General features: G+C 60.7%; 20 protein-coding genes. 11 read left to right on the forward strand and 9 right to left on the reverse strand.

Annotation, left to right across the window (positions count from 1 at the left end):
- Positions 1-16 precede the first annotated feature (16 nt).
- The 4 genes from prmC (at position 17) to kdsA (ending at position 3073) form a co-directional block, all read left to right on the forward strand.
- Complete coding sequence (gene prmC, locus I6L41_RS01130; RefSeq protein WP_216961367.1) at positions 17-868, forward strand: peptide chain release factor N(5)-glutamine methyltransferase; 852 nt, start codon at positions 17-19, stop codon at positions 866-868.
- A 56-nt stretch (positions 869-924) separates the two neighbouring features.
- Entirely contained in the window at positions 925-1308 is a 384-nt protein-coding gene (locus I6L41_RS01135; RefSeq protein WP_005334939.1) for a SirB2 family protein, read from the forward strand.
- Positions 1309-1320: 12 nt separating this feature from the next.
- Positions 1321-2121 (forward strand): SirB1 family protein, encoded by an 801-nt coding sequence (locus I6L41_RS01140; protein WP_005362204.1) that lies wholly within the window; start codon positions 1321-1323, stop codon positions 2119-2121.
- A gap of 97 nt (positions 2122-2218) precedes the next feature.
- A complete protein-coding gene (gene kdsA / locus I6L41_RS01145) occupies positions 2219-3073 on the forward strand; it encodes a 3-deoxy-8-phosphooctulonate synthase (RefSeq protein ID WP_216961370.1) in 855 nt (284 codons plus the stop codon).
- Between the two features lie 151 nt (positions 3074-3224).
- Here kdsA and grcA read toward each other — a convergent pair whose 3' ends face one another.
- Positions 3225-3605 (reverse strand): autonomous glycyl radical cofactor GrcA, encoded by a 381-nt coding sequence (gene grcA, locus I6L41_RS01150; protein ID WP_005334936.1) that lies wholly within the window; start codon positions 3603-3605, stop codon positions 3225-3227.
- A 368-nt stretch (positions 3606-3973) separates the two neighbouring features.
- Between grcA and I6L41_RS01155 the strand changes: the two genes are divergently transcribed.
- The 3 genes from I6L41_RS01155 to I6L41_RS01165 all read left to right on the forward strand — a co-directional run bounded on the left by I6L41_RS01155 (position 3974) and on the right by I6L41_RS01165 (position 6083).
- Positions 3974-4714, forward strand: a complete 741-nt coding sequence (locus tag I6L41_RS01155; RefSeq protein ID WP_216961373.1) for an ABC transporter substrate-binding protein — start codon at positions 3974-3976, stop codon at positions 4712-4714.
- Between the two features lie 69 nt (positions 4715-4783).
- Positions 4784-5461 (forward strand): uracil-DNA glycosylase, encoded by a 678-nt coding sequence (gene ung, locus I6L41_RS01160; RefSeq protein WP_005353881.1) that lies wholly within the window; start codon positions 4784-4786, stop codon positions 5459-5461.
- A gap of 70 nt (positions 5462-5531) precedes the next feature.
- The gene (locus I6L41_RS01165; RefSeq protein ID WP_167566992.1) at positions 5532-6083 is read left to right on the forward strand and encodes a hemerythrin domain-containing protein; all 552 of its coding nucleotides are present in this window, start codon (positions 5532-5534) and stop codon (positions 6081-6083) included.
- A 100-nt stretch (positions 6084-6183) separates the two neighbouring features.
- Here the strand turns inward: I6L41_RS01165 and ygjK are convergent, their stop codons facing one another.
- The 4 genes from ygjK to I6L41_RS01185 all read right to left on the reverse strand — a co-directional run bounded on the left by ygjK (position 6184) and on the right by I6L41_RS01185 (position 11662).
- Positions 6184-8664, reverse strand: a complete 2481-nt coding sequence (ygjK, locus tag I6L41_RS01170) for an alpha-glucosidase (RefSeq protein WP_216961377.1) — start codon at positions 8662-8664, stop codon at positions 6184-6186.
- 195 nt (positions 8665-8859) lie between these two features.
- Positions 8860-9660, reverse strand: coding sequence for an AraC family transcriptional regulator (locus I6L41_RS01175; RefSeq protein ID WP_042054529.1), 801 nt, complete (start codon positions 9658-9660; stop codon positions 8860-8862).
- A gap of 11 nt (positions 9661-9671) precedes the next feature.
- Complete coding sequence (locus I6L41_RS01180; RefSeq protein WP_005353872.1) at positions 9672-10208, reverse strand: YbhB/YbcL family Raf kinase inhibitor-like protein; 537 nt, start codon at positions 10206-10208, stop codon at positions 9672-9674.
- Positions 10209-10405: 197 nt separating this feature from the next.
- The gene (locus I6L41_RS01185; RefSeq protein ID WP_005353870.1) at positions 10406-11662 is read right to left on the reverse strand and encodes an adenylosuccinate synthetase; all 1257 of its coding nucleotides are present in this window, start codon (positions 11660-11662) and stop codon (positions 10406-10408) included.
- 170 nt (positions 11663-11832) lie between these two features.
- On the opposite strand from I6L41_RS01185, the gene I6L41_RS01190 reads away from it, so the two are divergent.
- Positions 11833-12747, forward strand: a complete 915-nt coding sequence (locus I6L41_RS01190) for a LysR family transcriptional regulator (protein WP_005353868.1) — start codon at positions 11833-11835, stop codon at positions 12745-12747.
- A 124-nt stretch (positions 12748-12871) separates the two neighbouring features.
- On the opposite strand, the gene I6L41_RS01195 is transcribed toward I6L41_RS01190, so the two are convergent.
- Positions 12872-14305, reverse strand: coding sequence for a TAXI family TRAP transporter solute-binding subunit (locus I6L41_RS01195; RefSeq protein ID WP_216961380.1), 1434 nt, complete (start codon positions 14303-14305; stop codon positions 12872-12874).
- An 81-nt stretch (positions 14306-14386) separates the two neighbouring features.
- Positions 14387-15532, reverse strand: a complete 1146-nt coding sequence (locus tag I6L41_RS01200) for a MalY/PatB family protein (protein ID WP_216961383.1) — start codon at positions 15530-15532, stop codon at positions 14387-14389.
- A gap of 181 nt (positions 15533-15713) precedes the next feature.
- Between I6L41_RS01200 and I6L41_RS01205 the strand changes: the two genes are divergently transcribed.
- Positions 15714-16886, forward strand: a complete 1173-nt coding sequence (locus I6L41_RS01205) for an MFS transporter (RefSeq protein WP_216961386.1) — start codon at positions 15714-15716, stop codon at positions 16884-16886.
- A 14-nt stretch (positions 16887-16900) separates the two neighbouring features.
- Here I6L41_RS01205 and I6L41_RS01210 read toward each other — a convergent pair whose 3' ends face one another.
- Both I6L41_RS01210 and I6L41_RS01215 read right to left on the reverse strand, forming a co-directional pair.
- Positions 16901-17815, reverse strand: coding sequence for a LysR family transcriptional regulator (locus I6L41_RS01210; protein WP_216961389.1), 915 nt, complete (start codon positions 17813-17815; stop codon positions 16901-16903).
- A gap of 127 nt (positions 17816-17942) precedes the next feature.
- On the reverse strand, positions 17943-18698 hold the full coding sequence (locus tag I6L41_RS01215) for a YciK family oxidoreductase (RefSeq protein WP_005334909.1): 756 nt from the start codon (positions 18696-18698) through the stop codon (positions 17943-17945).
- A gap of 222 nt (positions 18699-18920) precedes the next feature.
- Between I6L41_RS01215 and sohB the strand changes: the two genes are divergently transcribed.
- Entirely contained in the window at positions 18921-19928 is a 1008-nt protein-coding gene (gene sohB / locus I6L41_RS01220; RefSeq protein ID WP_005334907.1) for a protease SohB, read from the forward strand.
- A 187-nt stretch (positions 19929-20115) separates the two neighbouring features.
- Complete coding sequence (locus I6L41_RS01225; RefSeq protein WP_216961392.1) at positions 20116-21339, forward strand: MFS transporter; 1224 nt, start codon at positions 20116-20118, stop codon at positions 21337-21339.
- The last annotated feature ends 3 nt before the right edge of the window (positions 21340-21342 follow it).

A 21342-nucleotide genomic window follows, 5' to 3' on the forward strand; every position in this document is an offset into this window, starting at 1 on the left:
AGGTGGAGTGGCACTGATGCAGATCCAGCAGGCCCGCGCCCATATCATGACCATGCTGGCTGGGGGAGAATCCCCCCGCGCCGACGCCGATGTACTGCTCTGTCATCTGCTCGATTGCCGTCGCAGCTATCTGATGACCTGGCCCGAGCGTGAGCTGGATGCCGCCCAGCAGGCCACCCTGCAGACGTGGCTGGCTCGTCGTCTCAACGGCGAACCTATCGCCCATCTCGTTGGCGAGCGGGAGTTCTGGTCGCTGCCCCTCAAGGTGAGCCCGGCGACCCTGATCCCGCGCCCCGATACCGAGGTGCTGGTCGAGCAGGCGCTGACCAGAATCCCGCAGGGGCCGTGCGCCGTGCTGGATCTCGGCACTGGCACCGGCGCCATCGCGCTGGCGCTCAAGTCCGAGCGGCCCGAAATCGATGTGTGGGCGGTGGATAGGATGGCCGATGCCGCGGCGCTGGCCCGCGAGAACAGCGCCGCACTGGGGTTACCCATCGAGGTGCGCGACGGCAGCTGGTTCGAGCCCCTTGGCGAGCCGGATCACGACGAAACGCCACGATTTGCGGTGATTGTCTCCAATCCCCCCTATATTGATGGCGCCGATCCCCATCTCGAGCAGGGGGACGTGCGCTTTGAACCCCGCTCGGCGCTGGTTGCCGATGACGCCGGGCTGGCTGATATCCGCCACATCGTGGCCCATGCTCCCGCTTATCTGCTGACCGATGGCTGGTTGCTGCTGGAGCATGGCTGGGATCAGGGGGAGGCGGTGCGTCAGTTGCTGCGCGATGGCGGTTACCGCGAGGTAGCCACGGTGCGCGATTACGGGGATAACGACAGGGTGACGCTGGGCCTCTGCCCGCTGCGCTGACGGTTCCTCACTGTTACACGGCGGGTTGCCTGTGCGCCCGCACGCAAGGATTGAATATGGTTTTTGTGCTCAAACACCTGCACCTCACCCTGATTGCCGGGGCCGTGCTGATGTTTATGCTCCGCTTCTACTGGGTACAGACCGCCACTGGCCGTGCCTACAGCGCGCCGGTGATGAAGGTCAGCGGCTGGCTCAACGGTCTGGTGGTGCTCTCCGGCGTATTGCTCTGCATGGTGCTGGATCTCAACCCGCTCAATAACGGAACGCCCTGGCTCAGCGAGAAGCTGATGGCCATTCTGGTGCTGGTATTTCTGGCGGCGATGGCGCTGCGGCTGGCCAAAAGCAATCTGGTGCGCTGGTGCTCCTTTCTGGGGGCGCTCGGCTGGATCTACTTTATTGCCAAGTTGGCAGTGCTCAAACAGACGAGTGTGTTCGGCTAAGGCATGAAGAGAATGTTACACATAGACGAATGGACCGATTTCGAAGCCCACGACATCACCGAGCTGGCGTTGTCGGTCAGTGACGAAATTTATGGCTCGGTCGAGGAGGGGATCCGCGAGTTGAACCTGCTGGACGAGTGGCTGGACGAGCAGATCGAAGAAGGAACTTGCGACGAGGTGCGCCAGCAGTTGCTGCAGGGCTTCTACCACAGCCTCGGTTTTCATGGCGACTGGCAGGACTATTTCTCTGCCAACAACTGCGATCTCAATCAGGTGCTGGTTCAGCGCAAAGGGATCCCGGTCAGCCTCGGTATTCTCATCATCCAGCTGGGACGCAAGCTTGGGCTCGATGTGGAGGGGATCTGCTTCCCCGGCCACTTCCTGGTGAGCTTTGCCGGTGGCGAGGGGGAGGTCTATGTCGACCCCTTTACCGGCGACGAGCTGAGCCTGGCCCGCATCGAGCTGCTGCTGCGCGGCGCGTTGGGGGACTTGGCGACCCTGACCCCCGACTACCTGCAACCCTCCGGCCAGTGGGAGATCATCGAACGGCTGCTCAACGTCAGCAAGGGTGCCCTGCTGCGGGAAGACCGCATGCCCGAGGCGCTGCGTTGCAGCGAGCTGTTGCTGCGGATGAAGCCCGGCGATCCGCTGGAGACGCGGGATCGCGGCTTTATCTACGAGCAGCTCGATTGCCCGCGCCAGGCCGCCGACGATTTTGAATATTTTATTGAACAATGCCCGGACGATCCGGTGGCCGATGTGCTGAAAGTGCAGCTGGCCGCGCTGGATCTGAGCCCCAAGCCCCTCCATTAAGGGCGGCTTGAAACTGAAACAGAAGAATATCAAGGCCGCAGCGCTCGGCTGCAACGGAGTAACTTGGCTTCAGGCCCCTTCATTAAGGAAGTCTTAGATGGAACAGAAGAATATCAAGATCAACCAGATCGACGTAGCCAACGACAAACCGTTCGTGCTGTTTGGCGGCATGAACGTGCTGGAATCCCGCGACATTGCGATGGCGGTGTGCGAGAAGTACGTGGAAGTGACCAGCAAGCTGGGCATCCCGTTTGTCTTCAAGGCGAGCTGGGACAAGGCCAACCGCTCCTCCATCCACTCTTACCGCGGTCCGGGTCTGGAAGAGGGGATGAAGATTTTCCAGGAGCTGAAAGCGACCTTCGGCATGCCGGTCATCTCCGATCTGCACGAACCCCATCAGGCCAAGCCGGTTGCCGAGGTGGTGGACGTTATCCAGCTGCCCGCTTTCCTGGCGCGCCAGACTGATCTGGTGGAAGCCATGGCCCGGACCGGCAACGTTATCAACATCAAGAAGCCGCAGTTCCTCAGCCCAAGCCAGATGAAGAACATCACCGACAAGTTCGAGGAGTGCGGCAACGACCAGCTGATCCTGTGTGAGCGCGGTGCCAACTTCGGCTACGACAACCTGGTGGTGGACATGCTGGGTCTGGGCGTGATGAAGAAGAGCACCGGTGGCTATCCGGTGATCTTTGACGTGACCCACTCCCTGCAGTGCCGTGATCCGCTGGGGGCGGCCTCCGGTGGTCGTCGCGAGCAGGTGACCGAGCTGGCGCGTGCCGGCATGGCGGTCGGTCTGGCCGGTCTCTTTATCGAGTCCCACCCGGATCCAAAAGTTGCCCGCTGCGATGGCCCGAGTGCCCTGCCGCTGGAGAAGCTGGAAGGCTTCCTCAAACAGATGAAGGCCATCGATGACCTGATCAAGGGCTTCGAACCCCTCGATACTTCGGCCTGATCCCGACGCTGTCATGCCTGATGAAAATGCCCCGCAATGCGGGGTATTTTTTGATAAGGATGCGGCGACAAGCACGCATAAAAAAACGGCCAATCGGCCGTTTTTTTTGTGCTGACACCGCGAGTATCAGCTCTTCACTGCAGGGCGCTGATTACAGGCTCTGGGTGAAAGTACGGGTAACCACGTCACGCTGCTGTTCCGGGGTCAGGGCGTTGAAACGCACTGCGTAGCCAGATACACGGATGGTCAGCTGCGGGTACTTCTCCGGGTTTTCGATAGCATCTTCCAGAGTTTCGCGACGCAGCACGTTGACGTTCAGGTGCTGGCCACCTTCAACAGCAGGCTCAGCCTGAACCGGCAGTTCGCGGTATTCGAACTGACCCAGGTCAGCCAGTTGCACTTCTTGATCGGCAGCGAAAGCATCGCCTTTGACGCAGATGCAGCGAGCTTGTTGCTTCTCTTCGTCCAGAAGCCAGAAAGAGTTCAGCAGAGCGGTGTTGGCGGCCTGGGTGATTTGAATGCCTTTGATCATGGTATGACTCCTCAATGGGAACGCGAATCCAACTGTAAGGAAATTACCCTGATGTATTTAAGCTACCGTCGATGGCGATGACTTAAAGGGCCCTTGCCTTACACCTTTTCTTTGATGGGGTCATATATACCACGGTGGTAATATTACCAAAATTGATTTAGATCAAGAAAATCCGACAAAGCGCCATTTCAATGGGATTAAATTCTTGAGTTGAATCAAAAATAGGTCATTTTTCTGATTTTGTAAGATATCCAAATTATGCATCTTTTATCTCGTTAATCTAGTAATTTAACTACATCTTTTCGGCTTTTTCTGAGGTTAATTGAGGGGTTGGCTACACTCAGCAAAAAAAGCGAGGAGAGTGCCGGGTGAATAATGGGTGGCGAAAGTGGGTATGGCTCGCCCTGTTCTGTTGCTGGGCAAGCAGTGTTGCGGTGCGGGCCGAGACGGTGCGTATTGCCGTGGGCGAGTGGCCGCCCTATATCAGTGAGTCGTTGCCCAATCAGGGCTTTCTCTGTGAGGTGGTGCGCCAGGCCTTTGCCGAAGAGGGGCTCGATGTCAGCTTTCACTTCTATTCCTGGGCCGAGGCTTACCGACTGACTCTGGAGGGGCGCTATGTGGTCACCATGCCCTGGTTTCGCTCCCGCGAGCGGGAGCAGCTTTTCTATCTCTCCGCCTCGCTCGGCCATTTCACCACTCGCCTGATAACGTTGACCGGTACACCCGTGGTCAATCTGGGTGAGCTGAAACACGAGCCGGTCGGGGTGACCCGTGGCTATTTCTATGGCGATGGTTTTGCCGCCCGCCAAGTCGGGCTCACCCTCGAGTGGTCAGATTCCGATGAGGAGAGCATGGGCAAGCTGCTCGACGGGCGGATCCACTATCTGGTGATGGATGAGCAGGTGGCACAGACTCTGTTCCAGCAGGCACTCGTTCGTCATCCCCAATCGCTGTCACTGACCGGTGCCGCCGACCCCATCTGGTCGCAACCGGGATACCTGCTGATGCGCAAGGCTGATCCCGAGGCACGCCGTCTGATGCTGCTGTTCAATACCGGCCTGCGCAAGCTGGAGCGCTCGGGACGCCTCGCCAGGCTCTGGAAAGCGTGAGCCACGGTTGCGTCTTGCGGGCTGGCCCCCTATCCTGAGCCCTTCGCCGTATCAAGTGAGGAGGCCGGGGTGCTGACCTGGAGTGATGTGATTGGCTCTGAGAAAGAGCAGGACTATTTCAAGAGTACGCTGGCAACTGTCAGAGCCGAGCGGGAAGCGGGCAAGGTGATCTATCCGCCAGCCACCGATGTGTTCAATGCCTTCAAGCTGACCGAGCTGGATCAGGTCAAGGTGGTGATCCTGGGCCAGGATCCCTACCACGGCCCCAATCAGGCGCACGGGCTCTGCTTCTCCGTTCTGCCCGGCGTGCGTACGCCCCCCTCACTGGTCAACATCTATAAAGAGATGCAGCGTGACCTGCCAGGTTTCGTCACACCCAATCACGGCTTTCTCGAATCCTGGGCCAAACAGGGTGTCTTGCTGCTCAACACTGTGCTGACGGTGCAGGCCGGTCAGGCTCATTCCCACGCCCATCTGGGATGGGAGACTTTTACCGATCGGGTCATCGAGCAGATCAATGCCAGTTGTCAGGGGGTGGTGTTCCTGCTGTGGGGGGCCCACGCCCAGAAGAAGGGACGTTTCATCGACCGCCAGCGCCACTATGTGCTGACCGCGCCGCACCCGAGCCCCCTCTCTGCCCACCGCGGTTTCATCGGTTGCGGTCACTTTAGCGAGACCAATCGCTTGCTGGAACAACAGGGCAAGAGTCCGATAGAGTGGAAATCTGTCTGCATCCCACTTGATTGAGTGCAAAGTTCGGGCGACAAATGACCGTATACTCAGGGACATAAGATTAATTCAGAGCCAAGGAGTGCCCATGTTATCCAGTCTGCACAAGGATCATCTCAACATCGCCCGACTTTTGGAGCTGCTCAAGCACAAGCTGGCAGCCATTCGTGCCGAAGAGCCCATCAGCTATTTTCTGGTGCGCGATGTCATCGACTACCTGCGGGAGGTCTCTGACAAGTACCACCATCCCAAGGAAGACCTCATCTATGACTACTACCTGAAATATCGGGTGGTGGAGGGTGAGGTCGCCAACCGCCTGCAGGAGGAGCACGTCAAGCTGCTGGAGGCCGGGGCCGATCTCAAGGAGATGGTGGAGATGATCCTGATGGATGCGGTGATCCCCCTCGAGCAGTTTACCACCAAGCTGGAGCGCTTCGTGGAGCTGCAAGAGGCACACATGAACTATGAAGAGGGGGTGATCTTCCCCCATCTGCGTGACTCCCTGACCGAGGATGACTGGCGTCATCTGGAGCAAAACTGGCAGAACCGCGCCATTGGCGACCCCCTGTTCGGGGCCGAGGTGAGCCAGCACTTCCAGGCACTGGCCAAACGCCTCTCTCTGCCGCTCACGACCGGCTAAGACGAGCCCGTACCTGCCGTGTGGCGGGTATTGTGTGAGTGCAACTTGAGTGAAAACAGAAAGGCCTCCATCCGGAGGCCTTTTGCATGGTGGAGCAAGCTTACGCCTGTGGTTTCAGGAAGTTGCGATAGAGCATATAGAGGTGGGCCGAGCTCCAGCTGAAGTTGCTTGCCCCCTGCATGGCGCCGGTCTCCGGATTGTAGTTTTCGCGGATGGGGCCGCTGCCCGCCAAGCCCTCTGCGTTGTTGAATAGCTTGTTGACCAGAGCCTCGGCATCGCTGCGGTAGCCGTAGTTCTCCAGCCCCTTCACCCCGAAGTAGAACTGATCGAGCCATACCCGGCCGCGCCAGTAGATATTGGGGTCGTAGGCCGGGTTGGTGAGTGCGGCTGTGCCCAGCGGAATCTTTGTGTTGAACTCCTGGGCGTTGAGCATCACCTCACGCACCCGCGCCGCTTTCTCCTTGTCTGCGACCTCTGCCCAGAGCGGGCTCCACCCTTCCGGACCACGGCCGCGAGCGGTCAGCAATTTGCCGACGCAGCCGTTGCCGTCAGCCACATCCCCCTGACCAATCTGACGATCGTAATAGAAGCCTGACGCCTCATCGAACATGCAGCTGTTGATGTAACCCGCCAGCTGGGCCGCGCCATCGCGGTAGCGGCTCGCGTCGTCCGGCTTGCCAAGCAGGTCGGCCATGTCTGCCAGAATGCGTTTCTCTTTGGCGAGGAAGGCGTTGAGCTCCACTGACTCCTGATCGATGGAGAAACCGATCAAATCGCCATTGTCCTGATGGTTTTCAAAGAAGGCGACGTTCCAGTCCTGACGTGCCTTGGCCAAATCTCCGCCATAGGTCTTGTCGGCATAGCGTTGCAGCTGGCCCGGTTCGATAAAGCCGAAGCGGGCGGCGTTGTCCATGCCTGACTCCCAACCGGCGCCGTGCTGGGCACCGATATCCATGTCGCTGTAACCGCCCACGTTCAACACCTGTTGATAGAGCGGCATACCGGCGCAGGCATACCAGCCATCCCCCTCACTGGTACAGCTGGAGAGATCCAGCCCGGCGGGAATACCGTTGGAGTACTGCACCTTGAAGGTGATATTGCCGTACTCGTCATTGTGCTCCACATGCTTGGTGGCGCCATATTCGATGATGCCGTTGCGGTTGTTGTCCCGCGCGCGGTACCACCAGTCGTGGTAGGCCTGCAGCTTGGGATACATCTCGGCGATAAAGGCCTTGTCCTTGGTAGCGCTGTAGATTTCCCAGATGGCCCAGGCGGAGAGGGGCGGCTTGGTATCGCGCTCGTTCCAGTTGCCGCCATCGCCACCGCGATCCGCCAGCTTGTTGTAGAAGACGGCGTCGATCACCATGCCCGCATCCTGCGGTCGTACCGGATCATCCGGCTGCACCTGATAGTCATACATGGCGCGCACGTTGTTCTTGGCTATCTCAGGGTTGAAGTGTGCCATGGCATAGGCGTGCTTCCAGCTGTCCCAGGCCCAGACGCCGTCGAACCAGCGGGCGGTATTGGAGGGGGTCACACCATCGTGGAGGATGGCGCCAGCCGGGGAGCGCCAGTTGCCGTTGAGGGTCTCCATCGCCTTGACGGCGATGCGACGCTCCGACTCGGGGATCCCCTGATTGGAGAGACCCTTGGCAAGGTAGCCCTCCCAGCGGCGGATGGAGTCGGCAAAATAGCTGGCCGGGTTGGCCAGCAGGGCTTGACGGCTCTGCTGATAGCGGCTGGCGTCATCTGCGGAGTGGAGATAGCTCTGCAGGGTGTAGATATCCTCGCTCCCCTTGGCGGCCAGGGTAATGCTGGCGTCGCTTTGGTAGCCCAGTGTCTTCTGGTCGAGGGTGGTGCGACTTGGCAGGGTGCGGTCGATTCGATAGCGGGCGCTGCCGCTCTGCATGATGTTCCAAGTGCTGCGCAGTTTACCGAACTGGAATTCGATTCCTTTGTCGCTCTCGCTGATGGTGCGTGTCCAGCCTGGATATTTGCTGGCAATCGTATCCTTGGCATCCCATTGATTGAGCAACTCGCCCTGCCAGTTGAGGTTGAGGGTGAGCGGTGCATCGGTCTGGTTGATGAGTCGGGTGCGGATAAGAGCGGTGCGGGCATCGCCATAACGCAGCTCCAGCTCCAGCGTAAAGGGCTCGAACTCGAAGCGTTGCACCAGTGCACCTGGAATGGCGTACACCTCCTGCTTGCGGGCGCTGGTGAGCGGGAACGGGCGGCCGCTCGCATCGCTGAGGGTAAGCTTGTCCAGCTCGCTGGCAAAGAAGAGGCTGTACTCCTCGGAGATGACCATGGGGCCGGTAAAGCCCCCCCACTCCTTGTCGCTGGCAGGCAGCAGGAAACCGTGCCATGCCCCCAGATCGAGCAGCGGGTTGTATTTGAGGTTGGAGTAGCTGTCAAAGTCGCGGAATTGGGTCGGAGTTCCCCGACGGTCGATCACGTCCTTGTACTGGATGGCCTGCTCCGGTTTGGCGACTGTGCTGCTCTCTGTCTGGTTATCGTTGCAGGCGGTCAGTCCGAACAGGGCGGTGCCTAGGGCTATCGAGAGTAAAGTTTTACGAAACATTTCTCGCTCCAATTCCGTTTATGTAGGTTAAAAGGAAGATTTTTTACGCTTATTTTTAGTGAAAAGGTGTTCGGTAGCCATTGTATGGCAAGGGGAAAGGGAGCGCTGGCGCGAGATCACACTCTGAAGAGGCGGCAATGTGAGCGGGATCACCGGGTTACATCAGGTTACATAGAATGGTATTTAAGTAATATTTTACTTTTCGTTGCTCGCCAATCTGGCAGGGCAGGTGTGCAGGTATTGGTGGGGCGTCAGGCCGAACTCCTGTTTGAAGCGGGCGGCAAAGCGACTGGGGGAGTCATAACCGCAGGCGAGGGCGACCTCCAGCGGGGTCAGGCCCTGTTGCAACAGGTTGAGGGCGTGGCTCATGCGTACCTGAGCCAGCAACTGGCGAAAGCTGCGACCTTCGGCGGCCAGCTTGCGCACCATGGAGGCGCGGCTCATGGAGAAGTGGGGGGCCACCGCCTCCAGGGTGTGGTCGATGCCGGGTTCCACCGCCAGGTAGCGTGCCAGCCGCTCTGCGAGGGTCATGGTGCTGGCGGGAAAGAGTAACCCGAGGGCGTTGGCGGCCCGCAGCTCGGCATAGAAACCGCGCAGCAGTTCGGCCTGGGTCGCCTCGCTCAGTCCCCGTTCGGCCATGGTGCTGATGAGCTCGAAGCAGAAGGCGAGCCCGGGGGTGACCTTGACGGCGGGTTCCTCCAGATCGGCGTGGGAAGGGGCTGACTCTGCCAGCCATTCTGGTGGCGGCGGAGTGAGCAGCGTGATGGCGTGGGAGCGAAACTTGCCCTGCTCCGGCTGATTGACGAAGGTGAGCTGGTGGCCTGCCGGGATCAGCAGCCACCGCTCCCTGTCAAACGACAGACGTCGCTCGCGCCACCATAGTTGCTTGCTCCCCTGGGTGACCCAGATAAGGGTCGGGGCGTAGATGAGCACCCGATGCAGGGGCTGTTGGCGGATCCCGAGATAGTGGCTCTGTTGCAGCAGGGGAGTGCTCATCCGGTTGGCTCCTAGGGGGTGACGAAGGTGGCGGTCAGGGTGGCTTTGCCGAGCGCCATGCTGTTGAGCATGTAGCCTACCATAGCGGGCGGGGTATCAGCCTTCACCTCGAGATCATGGGGCAGGGCCCAGGCGGTGAACTGATAGCGGTGCATGCCGTGACCTGCGGGTGGGCAGGGGCCGCCGTAACCCTGGCTGCCAAAGTCGGTGCGGATCTCCAATCCCTGCTTGAGCTTGCCGGAGGCATTGCTGGCCAGCTCGCTCTGGGTGGCAGGCAGGTTAACCACCAGCCAGTGCCACCAGCCGCTGCCGGTGGGGGCATCGGGGTCATAGGCGGTGATGGCAACGCTTTTGGTGCCAGCCGGCAGATCCTGCCAGCTAAGTTGGGGCGAGTGGTTGTCGCCGCTGCAGCCAAAGCCGTTGAAGCTGAACTGTTTGTCCATCAGCTGGCCTTCGTGAATATCTGTGCTCTTTAGGGTCATGGCAAAGGCTGGCATGGCCGTCAGGCAGAGCAGTGGCAACAAGGCACTCTGTTTGAGCAATTTCATCGGGTGACTCCTCGTGTGGTAACGGGTTCACTTTAGCGAGGGTGGGACAGGATTTTGTTGCAGAACGACTCAAGGTGAGGTCGATTGGTGAGTTAATTGAGCCTTTGGGTGGTTTTTATGGCGATAAGGTAAATAGCAGCCATAAAAAAACCGGCATCAGGGATGCCGGTTTTTTGTTTGACGATGAGAGGTGCGGCTTAGCGCAGGATCATCTCGTCACGGCCCGGGCCGACGGAAACCATCGGAACCGGTACGCCGAGCAGTTCTTCGATACGCAGCACGTACTGCTGGGCAGCGCGCGGCAGCTCTTCGAAGGTGCGGCAACCGGTGATGTCTTCGCTCCAGCTTTCCATCTGCTCGTAAACCGGCTTCAGGGCAGCGGTTTGCGGCCAAATCGGGTTCTCGGTGTGGGCACCTTCGTAAGCCACGCAGATCTTCAGATCCGGCAGACCGGTCAGGCAGTCCAGCTTGGTCAGGGCCACTTCGGTGGCGGCTTGCAGCTCGACACCGTTCTTGGTGGCGACCGCGTCGAAGTAACCGACATCACGGGGACGGCCGGTGGTGGCACCGAACTCGTTGGTGATCTTGCGGAACTCGTCCTGGTTCTCCATGGCGGTCAGCAGAGTGCCGGTACCGACAGAGGAGCTGAATGCCTTGGCCACAGCGATGACGCGCTCCGGGCGCAGACCCGGCAGACCGCCACCGATACCGGCGTAGGCGCCAGATACGTGGGAGGAGGTCACCCAGGGGTATTCGCCGTAGATCAGGTCACGGCCAGCGCCCAGCTGGGCTTCGAACAGCAGGGTCTTGCCTTCAGCCTGCAGCGCTTTGAGCGGCATGCTGACGTTGCACACTGCGTCGATCCAGGGTGCAGAGACTTCCAGCAGCCAGTCGGCCATCTCCTGGGCAGTCTGGGTGAATTCGAAAGAGGGGTAGATAGCCTTCATCTGCGGCAGTTTCCAGTCCAGCATGAACTGGATGCGCTCGACCAGCACGTCCGGCTGTTTCAGCCAGCCGACCAGGATCGCTTTCTTCATCACGCGATCGCCGTAGGCAGGAGCGATGCCCTGACGGGTGGAGCCATAGGCGCCGTCACCCAGACGTTGCTCTTCCAGGGTATCTTCCAGTGCGTGCAGCGGCAGGCAGAGGGTTGCGCGGTCAGAGATGGCCAGCTTCGGAGTCACGCCGGAGGCTTTGACTTCGTCGAGCTCGACGGTCAGTTTCTCGGGGCTGATCACCATGCCCGGGCCGAGGACAACCAGGCAATCCGGGTTGAATACGCCACTCGGAACCTGGTGCAGCTTGAAGGTGCCAAGGTCGTTGACCACGGTGTGGCCAGCGTTGTTGCCGCCCTGGAAGCGAATGCTGGCGCCAGCTTGACCTGCCAGATAATCCACGATGCGGCCTTTGCCTTCATCACCCCAGTTAGCACCTACGACTACGATAGACGACATGACTCTTTCTCCTAAGACGTTAGGCGTCCATCCTAGGAGCCTGATGCGGATTAGAAAAATTAATTATCTTTATAATTCCGATAAGAGAACCATATAATTATGGCCAATTAAGTGGCAAACTGCTCGATTTTGCCTGGCAAGCCCCGCACCTCGCGGGTTGAGGGACTCTTATGCTGGATATTCACTGGTTGCAAACCTTTGTCACCCTGGCCCGGTTGCAACATTTTGGCCAGACCGCCACCGAACTGCACATGACCCAGCCCAATGTCAGCCTGCATATCAAGCGGCTGGAGCAGGCGACCCGGGTGCGGCTTATCGAACGCAGTCCTTTTCGCCTGACGCAGGCGGGGGAGCGGCTGCTGCAAAGCGCCGAGCGCACCATTGCCGAGTTGCAGCTCTGCCAGTCCGATCTCAATGCCCTCAACCAGCTCAGTCAGGGGACGCTGGCCATCGCCGCCAGCGACATCATCTCCCGCCTGCTGCTTATCCAGCCGTTCCAGCGCTTCAAGCGGGAGTTCCCCGGCATCGACCTCACTCTGTTCAACACCACTTCGGATCAGGCCGCCGAGCTGGTCAAGGCGGGCAAGGCGGATCTGGGTTTTGTCATGGCGCAAAAGCGCAGCGAACCGCTCTTCTATACCGAGCTGCAACAGGTAACCTGGTGCGCGCTGGGCCACGGCCTTGCCCGCTGGCAGGCGCGGGCAGTGGCGGGGGAGAGCGATCCCCTCGATGAGCCGACCCTGATCCTGCTCGGTCACGACACCCGCACCCGGGCGCTGATCGACCCGTCCCTGCCGCTGCTGGCGCTCCCCCCTTGCCGCATCATGGAGGTGGGCAGCGTAGATGCCCAGCTCGATTGGGCCGAGGCGGGCTTTGGTGTCGCCATCGTGCCGGACTTCTCCCTGCATCCGCGCCTCAACCTCACCGCGCCGGTCACCAGCCTCGGCGACTTTCCCGGTACCAGTCTGGGCTACGTGGTGCGCCAGAATCAGGTGTTGTCGCGGGCCATCAAGCAGTTGCTGCACTGGGTGGAGGAGGAGATCCAGAAGCCCAATCCTTATCTGACCCGGGTGATGGAGCCGTAGCGGGGCGGCAAGGTGAGCAGGCCTATCGGGGTGACTGTGCCGCCATCAATTGCGTCACTATCGAACGCGCGTAAACAATCAGGGCAGCCGAGGCTGCCCTGATGCATTTGTGGGCGCTGACCACTCAGGGTTGCTGCGGTGTGGCTGCGCTGGTGGCAGGGGAGGGTGACATGTCGGCCTTATCCTGCGGTGGGGTTTCGTCAGCAACCGCGCTGCTGGCAGGCTGGGTTGCCTGCTCTTGCGGCGCAGTGGCCGCAGAGGCCGCAGAGGCGCTTTGCGGCCACTGAGTCGAAGCGGCAGCCGATGGTGGTGGAACCGGTGACGCTGCGGCAGAGGGGGCCACGCTCCCACCCTCGGTAGTCGGCGTAGCAGTGAGCTCGGAGGCGACCTCAAGCGCCTCTTCGGGTAAGGGATTAACCTCTGTGGCTTCTGTCGTCACTGCGGCACTGCTGGTGGCGGTCGCGTCAGAAGGTGCTTCAAGGGTGGCTGTCATCCCGTTGGCGGCGCTCACCTGCTCTGTCGTGGGCACCGCCTCCGAGGCCGATGGCGCTGGTGTTAACGGCTCCGGCGTCAGCTGTTCCGCGGTTAACTGCTCGGGGGTCAGTGACAAGTGAGCTGGCGGTTGATCCGACATCCCCGCATGGAGGGGCAGCTCGGTTTGCGCCTGCAACTGCTCGGGGGTCACCTTGCTCAGGGCGGGATGCAGCCGACTGAACTGTTTGACCCGGGCCAGCAGGGTATCGCGCACGGTACGGACGATGGGGTCCGGCAGGCTGGCCAGCGCCACCAGTTCGGCACTCATCCCGATATTGTTGATGGCGGTGGTCTGTCCCGGATAGAGGTTGGCGGCGATACGGCTGCGCTGGTAGTAGGGGTGTTGCTTGAGCAGCGTGTCGATTTGCTCCCCTTCGATGGGGATGAGGCGCACCTTGCAGCGGCTGATCAGATCGCCGACCGCCAGACTGGGGTGACCGGCAACCACAAACGCGGCATCCAGCGAGCCATCGCACAGCCCTTCCAGCGGTTCGCTGTCCGACTTGAGTTGATAGGCAGCAAACTGCCCGGGTTGCCATCCCATGGCTGCCATCAGGGCCTGGCTGGTGATCTGCTCACCGGCGCCCTTGTTGCCCGGATAGACCCGCTTCCCTTCGATATCTGCCAGGGTGGTGATGCCGCTATTGGGGGCGGCCAGCAGGGTCAGCGACTCCTGATAGAGGCGAAACAGGCTGCGCAGCTCATGGTTGGCCCCCTGCCCACTGAAGGGACCGGTGCCGTGCAGGGCGTGGTGCAATACATCGGATTGTACCAGTGCCAGCTGTACGTCCCCCTCGTCGAGTGCCTTGAGGTTGGCCATCGAGCCACGGGTGCTCTGCACGGAGCAGCTGTCCCCATGCAGGGCATGGCCGGCATTGAGCACCCGGCAGATGGCGCCACCGGTCGGGTAGTAGACCCCATTGAGCGGGCCCGTTCCGATAGTCAGCGCCTGGCTGCCAAAGGGGAGCAGCGCAGAGAGTGCACAGAGGGGGAGCAGAAGGTGATGCAAGATCCGTAGAGACATAATTGACCGTTGACTGAGTTGACCGCTGGCTGATGATACAGGGAAAAAGGGATGGGGCTTGCCCATCCCGTTGCTGGCTGATCAGGGCTTGCTGTGGTTGAGGATTGCCCGCTCCATCCGCGCCAGCGCGTCGGTCAGTAGTGCCCTGGTGCAGCCGAAGTTGAGCCGCACGAACTGGCCGTCGCCAAACTGGGCGCCGGGGGAGAGACCAACGCCGGCTTGCTCGAAGAAGGCAATGGGATCGGCAAGGCCAAGGGCGCTCACATCGATCCAGGCCAGATACGTCGCCTGATGACTGGCCAGCTTGACGCCGGGCCAGCGGGCAACCGCCTGCTGGATCAGGGCCAGATTGGCTGCCAGATAGTCGAGTTGCTCGGCCAGCCACTGTTCGCCACCCTCATAGGCCGCTTCGGCGGCAACAAAACCCAGCAGGTTGACGTCGGCGCTGATGCCGCGCATCGCCTGTTGCAGCCTGAAGCGCAGACGGGGGTTGGGGATAATGGCGAAGGAGCAGCAGAGACCGGCGATATTGAAGGTCTTGCTCGGGGCCATCATCACCGCGCAGCGCTCGGCTGCTTGTGCACTGATGGCGCCGTAGGGAATGTGGCGGGCGTTTTTATCCAGCAGCAGATCGCAGTGGATTTCATCGGAGCAGATCACCAGATTGTGGCGCGCGGCGATGGCATCGATGGCCAGCAGCTCGTCACGGGTGAAGATGGTGCCGCCCGGGTTGTGGGGGTTGCAGAGCAGCAGCAGATCAGCGGCGGGGGCCTGACGCTCAAGCTCTGCCAGATCCAGCACCCAGCGACCGGCTTCTTCAATCATCGGCACGGTGAGCAGGGGACGATCATTGAAGCCCGGCGCCTGCAGGAAGGGGTAGTAGACCGGCTTGGGGGTGATGATACCGCGGCCATGTTGGCTCCACGCCTTGCAGGCGAGGTTGAGCCCCGGCACTACGCCGGGCAGGAACACCAGCCATTCGGGCTCGATGGCCCAGCCATAGCGGGTCGCCATCCGTTCGATAATGAGTTCGATCAGGCGCGGCGAGGGGCGTGAATAGCCGAAAATGCCGTGGGCGACCCGTTTGGTCAACGCCTCGATCACGGACGGGGGGGAGACAAAGTCGGTATCGGCAACCCACATGGGCAGCACATCCTGACCCTTGTACTTGTCCCATTTCAGGCTCATGGTGCCACTGCGGTCTACTTCCTGATCAAAATCAAACATGCGAACTCCTTGTGCTGGCAGGATGGGCTTTCACTCTACGGGGTCGCGGCCTCCCTCGCAAGGCGCACACCTGCTTATGCATCCTTGAGCCCGCTCTTGATAGTGACATAAGATAGGCGCCGAATTTTCATACGGCTGCCGCCCGTTAGCCCGTATCGTCCCTCCAACCAGTGGTAACCCTATGAGCTTGTCGATAGCGGCGGTCAAACGCCCGGACCCCGTCTCTCTTTCGTTTCTTGCCGTGACCTTTATGACCGGCGTCGCGGTGGCACTGCAGGTGCCTACCTTAAGTCTGTTTCTGTCCGAAGAGGTGCAGGTGCGCCCCTTTCTGGTAGGGCTCTTCTATACCATCAATGCGGTAGTGGGCATTCTGGTCAGCCAGTGGTTGGGCCATCGCTCCGACAACAAGGGGGATCGCAAGCGACTGATCCTGCGCTGCTGCTTTGCCGGGGTGGTGCTCTCCTTGCTGTTTGCCTGGAACCGCAACTATTGGTTGCTGGCGAGCCTGGGGGTGATGCTGGCTGCGCTGGCGGCCACTGCCAGTCCCCAGCTGTTTGCGCTGGCGCGGGAGTACTCCGACAGCCGCAACCGGCGGGCGGACATGTTCAGCTCGGTGATGCGGGCCCAGTTTTCGCTGGCCTGGGTCATAGGCCCGCCCATCGCCTTCGCGCTGGCCATCGGCTACGGCTTCGAGCTGATGTATCTGGCTTCGGCACTGGCCTATCTGCTCTGTGCCCTGGTGGTGTGGCGCTGGCTCCCTTCTCTGCCTTTGCCCAAGATGGCTGAAGAGACAGAGCGGGTCAGCAGCTGGCGGGATCCGGCGGTGCGGGCGCTCTTTATCGCCTCCACCCTGATGTGGACCTGCAACAGCATGTACCTGATCAATATGCCGCTCTACATCACTCGCGAGCTCGGGATGGATGAGAAGCTTGCCGGTATCCTGATGGGCACGGCGGCGGCGCTGGAGATCCCCTTCATGCTGCTGGCGGGTTACTACACGGCCCGTTTTGGCAAGCGCCCCATGATGTTGTTGGCGGTGCTGGCTGGTGCGGCCTTTTACACAGGTCTGGTGACCCTCACCGACCAATACGCCCTGATCGCCTTGCAGCTGTTCAACGCCATCTTCATCGGTATCGTGGCGGGGATCGGCATGTCTTACTTTCAGGATCTGATGCCGGGGCGAGCCGGGGTGGCGACTACCCTGTTTGCCAACAGTATCCGCACCGGCTCCATCATGGCAGGGGCCATCGCCGGTGTGGTGGCGGAGGTGTGGAGTTTCCACGGGGTCTTTATGGTGGCGCTGGGATTGGCACTGGTGGCACTGGCCGCCAGCTGGCGGGTGCCCAACGTCTGACAGGGGGCTGGCTGTTATTTGTCGTGCCGGGGCTGGGCGTGCGGGAGTGGCGCTGATTCGCCCTGATATTCGTTGCGCAGGCAGCGCAGCAGCAGCTCGGTCGCGGGGCCGAGAGATTCGGGGGAGAGGGTCAGCAGATAGGTGTAGAGGTGGCGCTCGTTGCCGCTCTCCAGATCCAGCTGTATGAGTGAACCTTCCGCCAGCTCCCGCTCAACCAGATGGCGCGGCAGCCAGGCATAGCCGAGGCCGAGGCGCAGCATGGCGAGCACTTCGTGGTAGTGGGTCGCCTTCCAGCCGGTGTCATCCGCATCGTTCCAGTCCACCGAGCGGTGAATGGGAGGATGAAGGCTGATCTGGTTGTGGCTGGTCAGCACGTCGCTGCGGATGGCCCCCTCCTCCTGTGCCAGCGGATGGCTGGCGGCGCAGAGGGGCAGCAGGCACACCTCGTCCAGCAACAGGCCAGTGCGATCGCCGGGCAGGTGCTCGGAGAGCATCAGATCCCCCGGTTGCAGGGCGTTGAAGTGGCAGTGAATGCGTTCGTGCAGGTTGACCCGGCAACCCCGGCTGCGGGGATAGAAGCTGGCCAAGGCCCGATAGAGGCGATCCCTTGGTTGCAGCGCCGAGACATAGAGGTTGATCTGCGGCTCCCACTGCCGCTCCAGGTTGTTGGCCAGATTCTCCAGCTCCTCCACCTGCTGGCTCAGCTGACGGGCCCGCTTGAGGAAGATCTCGCCCGCCGGGGTCAGCACCGCCTTGCGGCCGCGCACCTCCAGCAAGGGCACCCCCAGACTCTGCTGCAACTTCGCAACCGCATGATTGAGGGAGGACTGGCTCTTGTTCAGCGCCTCGGCCGCCTGGGCGTAGCCGCCGCAGTCGACCACCGCCTGAAAGATCCGCCATTGCTCAAACGTGCTCTTGGGACGAAACATAGTTCAACCTGATTGGAGATAGGATGGTCAGTGGTTCGAACAGGGAGCCTGTGCCCCCTATTCAATTTAACCCCTGCCGCACAACACTCTGGGTATTTTATTGATTTATTTGGGCTGGGCCGCCTGTTTATTTTGGCTGAGCCACAAAGGTCTGGCCGGTTTTGCCGCGGCTGTCCGACCCCATCAGGTAGAGGTAGAGCGGCATCAGGTCGGCCGGAGTCTTGAGGTTCATGGGATCTTCCGCCGGGAAGGCGCTGGCGCGCATCTTGGTGCGGGTACCGCCCGGGTTTAGGGTATTGACCCGTACTCCGGTGTTCTCAAGCTCGTCGGCCAGCACTTCCATCATCCCCTCGATGGCAAATTTGGAGATGGCATAGGTGCCCCAGTAGGCGCGCCCCTTGCGCCCCACGCTGGAGGAGGTGTAGACGATGGAGGCATCGCCCTGCGCCTTGGCAGTCTGGCGCAGCAGCGGCAGCAGCGCCTGGGTCAGCAGGAATTCCGATTTGACGTTGACCTGCATCACTTCGTCCCACTCCTTCTCCTGAATATGTTCAAACGGAGAGAGGGTGCCAAGCAGACCGGCGTTGAACAGCACGCCATCGAGGCGGCCAAACTGCTGGGCGAAGGTTTCGGCCATGCCGCGGTAGTGGGCGGCGGTGGCCCCTTTCAGATCCACCGGCACGATGGCGGGCAGCGGATAACCGGCCGCTTCAATCTGGTCATACACGGCTTCGAGTTTGGCGCTGGTGCGGCCGAGCAAGATCACGGTGGCACCGTGAGCGGCGTAGGTGAGGGCGGCTTCGCGGCCGATCCCGTCGCCGGCACCGGTGACCAGAATGACTTTATCCTTGAGCAGATCGCGGGGTGCCTGATAATCGAGCATGACAACTCCTGTTAACAAATTCCGGCCATAAGTGCATGGCAATCGGCGCCAAGTGTACTGATCCGCGCGCCTGTTTGACCAGCCAGCGGCAAGAAAAATGTGAAGAAAATAGAGAGGTTGTGATGCTCGGGTTGGTTTTTCCTGGCACTGGCTGCGATTTTTTGCGCGCCTCCATCAAACTCCCTAGAATGTGACGAACACCGATCCATTCTGGAGTCCATCGTGACATTTCTGACCGAATATGGCCTGTTTTTGGCCAAGACAGTGACCTTCCTGCTGGCCATCGGCGCCATCATCCTGATGATCGTCAGCACTCGCCAGCCGAAAGCGCGCAAGGGTGAGCTGGTGGTGACCGATCTCTCGAGCGAGCTGGAGCAGGGGCAATTTGCACTCAAGAGTGCGCTCGTAAGCAAGGCCGAGCGCAAGGTGCTGGAAAAGCAGCAGAAAGAGGAGCAGAAAAAACGCGCCAAGGCGGGGGATGAGCGCAGTCGCCTGTTTGTGCTCGATTTCAACGGCAGCATGGATGCCAAAGAGGTGGCCTCCCTGCGCGAGGAGGTGAGCGCGGTGATTGGCGTCGCCCAGCCCGGCGACGAGGTGCTGTTGCGACTCGAATCCGGTGGCGGCGTGGTGCATGGCTATGGCTTGGCCGCTTCCCAGTTGCAGCGGCTGCGCGATCGTGACATCAAGCTCACCGTGGCGATTGACAAGGTGGCGGCGAGCGGTGGCTACATGATGGCCTGTGTGGCAGACAAGATCCTGGCTGCCCCCTTTGCCATCGTCGGCTCCATCGGGGTGATCGCCCAGATGCCGAACTTCAACAAGTTGTTGAAAAAGCATGACATCGAATTCGAGATGCACACCGCCGGTCAGTACAAGCGCACTATCACCATGTTCGGCGAGAACGACGATCTGGGGCGCGAGAAGTTTCGCGAGGAGCTGGCGGCGATCCACGAGCGCTTCAAGGCCTTTGTGGCCGAACACCGCCCGCAACTCGATATCGATCAGGTCACGACCGGCGAGCACTGGCTGGCGAGTCAGGCCAAGGGGCTGGGATTGGTGGATACCCTCTGCACCAGTGATGACTATCTGCTGGCGCAGGCCAGCCACCACAAGGTGATCGGCATCAGCTATCGCAAGCCTAAAAGTCTGACCCAGAAGCTGGGACAGCAGGGCGCGCAGGCACTGGAAGCCGGACTGGGGCGGCTGTGGCAACAGAGCCCCTGGCGCTAAGCGCTAGCCCGAGGGAAATCCCGCGATAAAAAGGCCAGCCGATGCCCATCGGCTGGCCTTTTTGCATCCGGTTGCACCTTGTCGGTGAGCGAGGGTTGTTTCTATTGAGGCCCTCTGTTACAAATGAATGCTTTCCCCGTTTATGACAGGATCTTGTGGTAAGAGCTGCGGGGCATGGAGCATAGCGATGTCATGGAGCACCTTCAGGCAATTTACCCCGCTGGTCTGGATTGTCATTCTGGGCACCTTTATGGTGCGTACCAGCTACTACATGGTGTGGCCCTTCCTCTCCATTCTGCTCTATCGGGAGTATGACCTTTCGGCCACCTTCATCGGCCTGTTGCTGGGTGGCTCAATGGCCCTCTCTACTCTGGTCAGTTTTTACGGCGGCTGGCTCTCTGATCGCTTCGGGCGGCGCAGCACACTGCTGGCCGGTTGTCTGGTGGCGATGCTCTGTTTCGGCCTGCTCGGTTTTTCGCACGAGGTATTCTGGCTCGGGGTCGGGGTGATGGGCAGCGGCCTCTCGTCGGGGCTCATCGATGCCCCCGGCAAGGCGCTGATGGCTGACAGTCTGGCCTCGGCCAAAGCGCGGGAGTTGGCACTGCACCTGCGCTATTTTTTGCTCAACCTGGGGGCCGCGCTGGGGCCGCTACTGGGGGTGACCCTCGGGAGCAACGCCCAGCAGGAGACCTTCCTGTTTCTGGTGGTGAGCTATTTGCTGCTGGCGCTGGCCTTTGTCTGGGGATTTCGCCGGGTTGGCAGCACAGGCAAGCCGGGTGCTGCTGGCCCCGGACTGCGGGATGCCATCAAGGTGTTGCTGGCGGATCGCGCCTTCCTGCTGCTGGTAATGGCCAATCTCCTGATGGTGCTGGTCTACTCCCAGTTTCACTCGCCGCTGGTGCAATACCTGACCCGGGCCGGTATGCCGCAGGTGGCCGAGCTGGTTGCCCTGCTGGTGGCGACCAATGCCCTGACCGTGGTGCTGCTGCAGTTTCCGCTGCTGCGGTTGTTGTCACGCTGGCCGGTACGGGTACGGCTTCATATCGGCATGGCGCTCTTTCTGGCGGCCCAATTGCTCTTCGCGCTGGGGGATCCGATGGTGCGTAGCCACTGGTTTGGCGCCGTGCTGCTGCTCAGCATCGGTGAGACCATCCTCTTCCCCCTGCTCAACGTGCTGATCGATCAGATGGCCCCGGCTCATCTCAAGGGGAGCTACTTTGGTGCCAGCGCACTGGCCGGGTTGGGAGGGGCCGCAGGTGCCCTGCTGGGAGGCTGGATCCTCGAGCAGTGGAGCGGTCAGTGGCTCTATGTGCTGATGGCGCTGCTTTGTGTGGCGATTTTTGCGCTCTATGAGTGGGGGGCCAGAGTACAGCGTCCCGCTGTGGCCACGTCTGTGGTTGAGCGGAGCTGACCC

This window comes from Aeromonas sp. FDAARGOS 1411 (genome assembly GCF_019047125.1).
Classification (GTDB): Bacteria; Pseudomonadota; Gammaproteobacteria; order Enterobacterales; family Aeromonadaceae; genus Aeromonas; species Aeromonas veronii.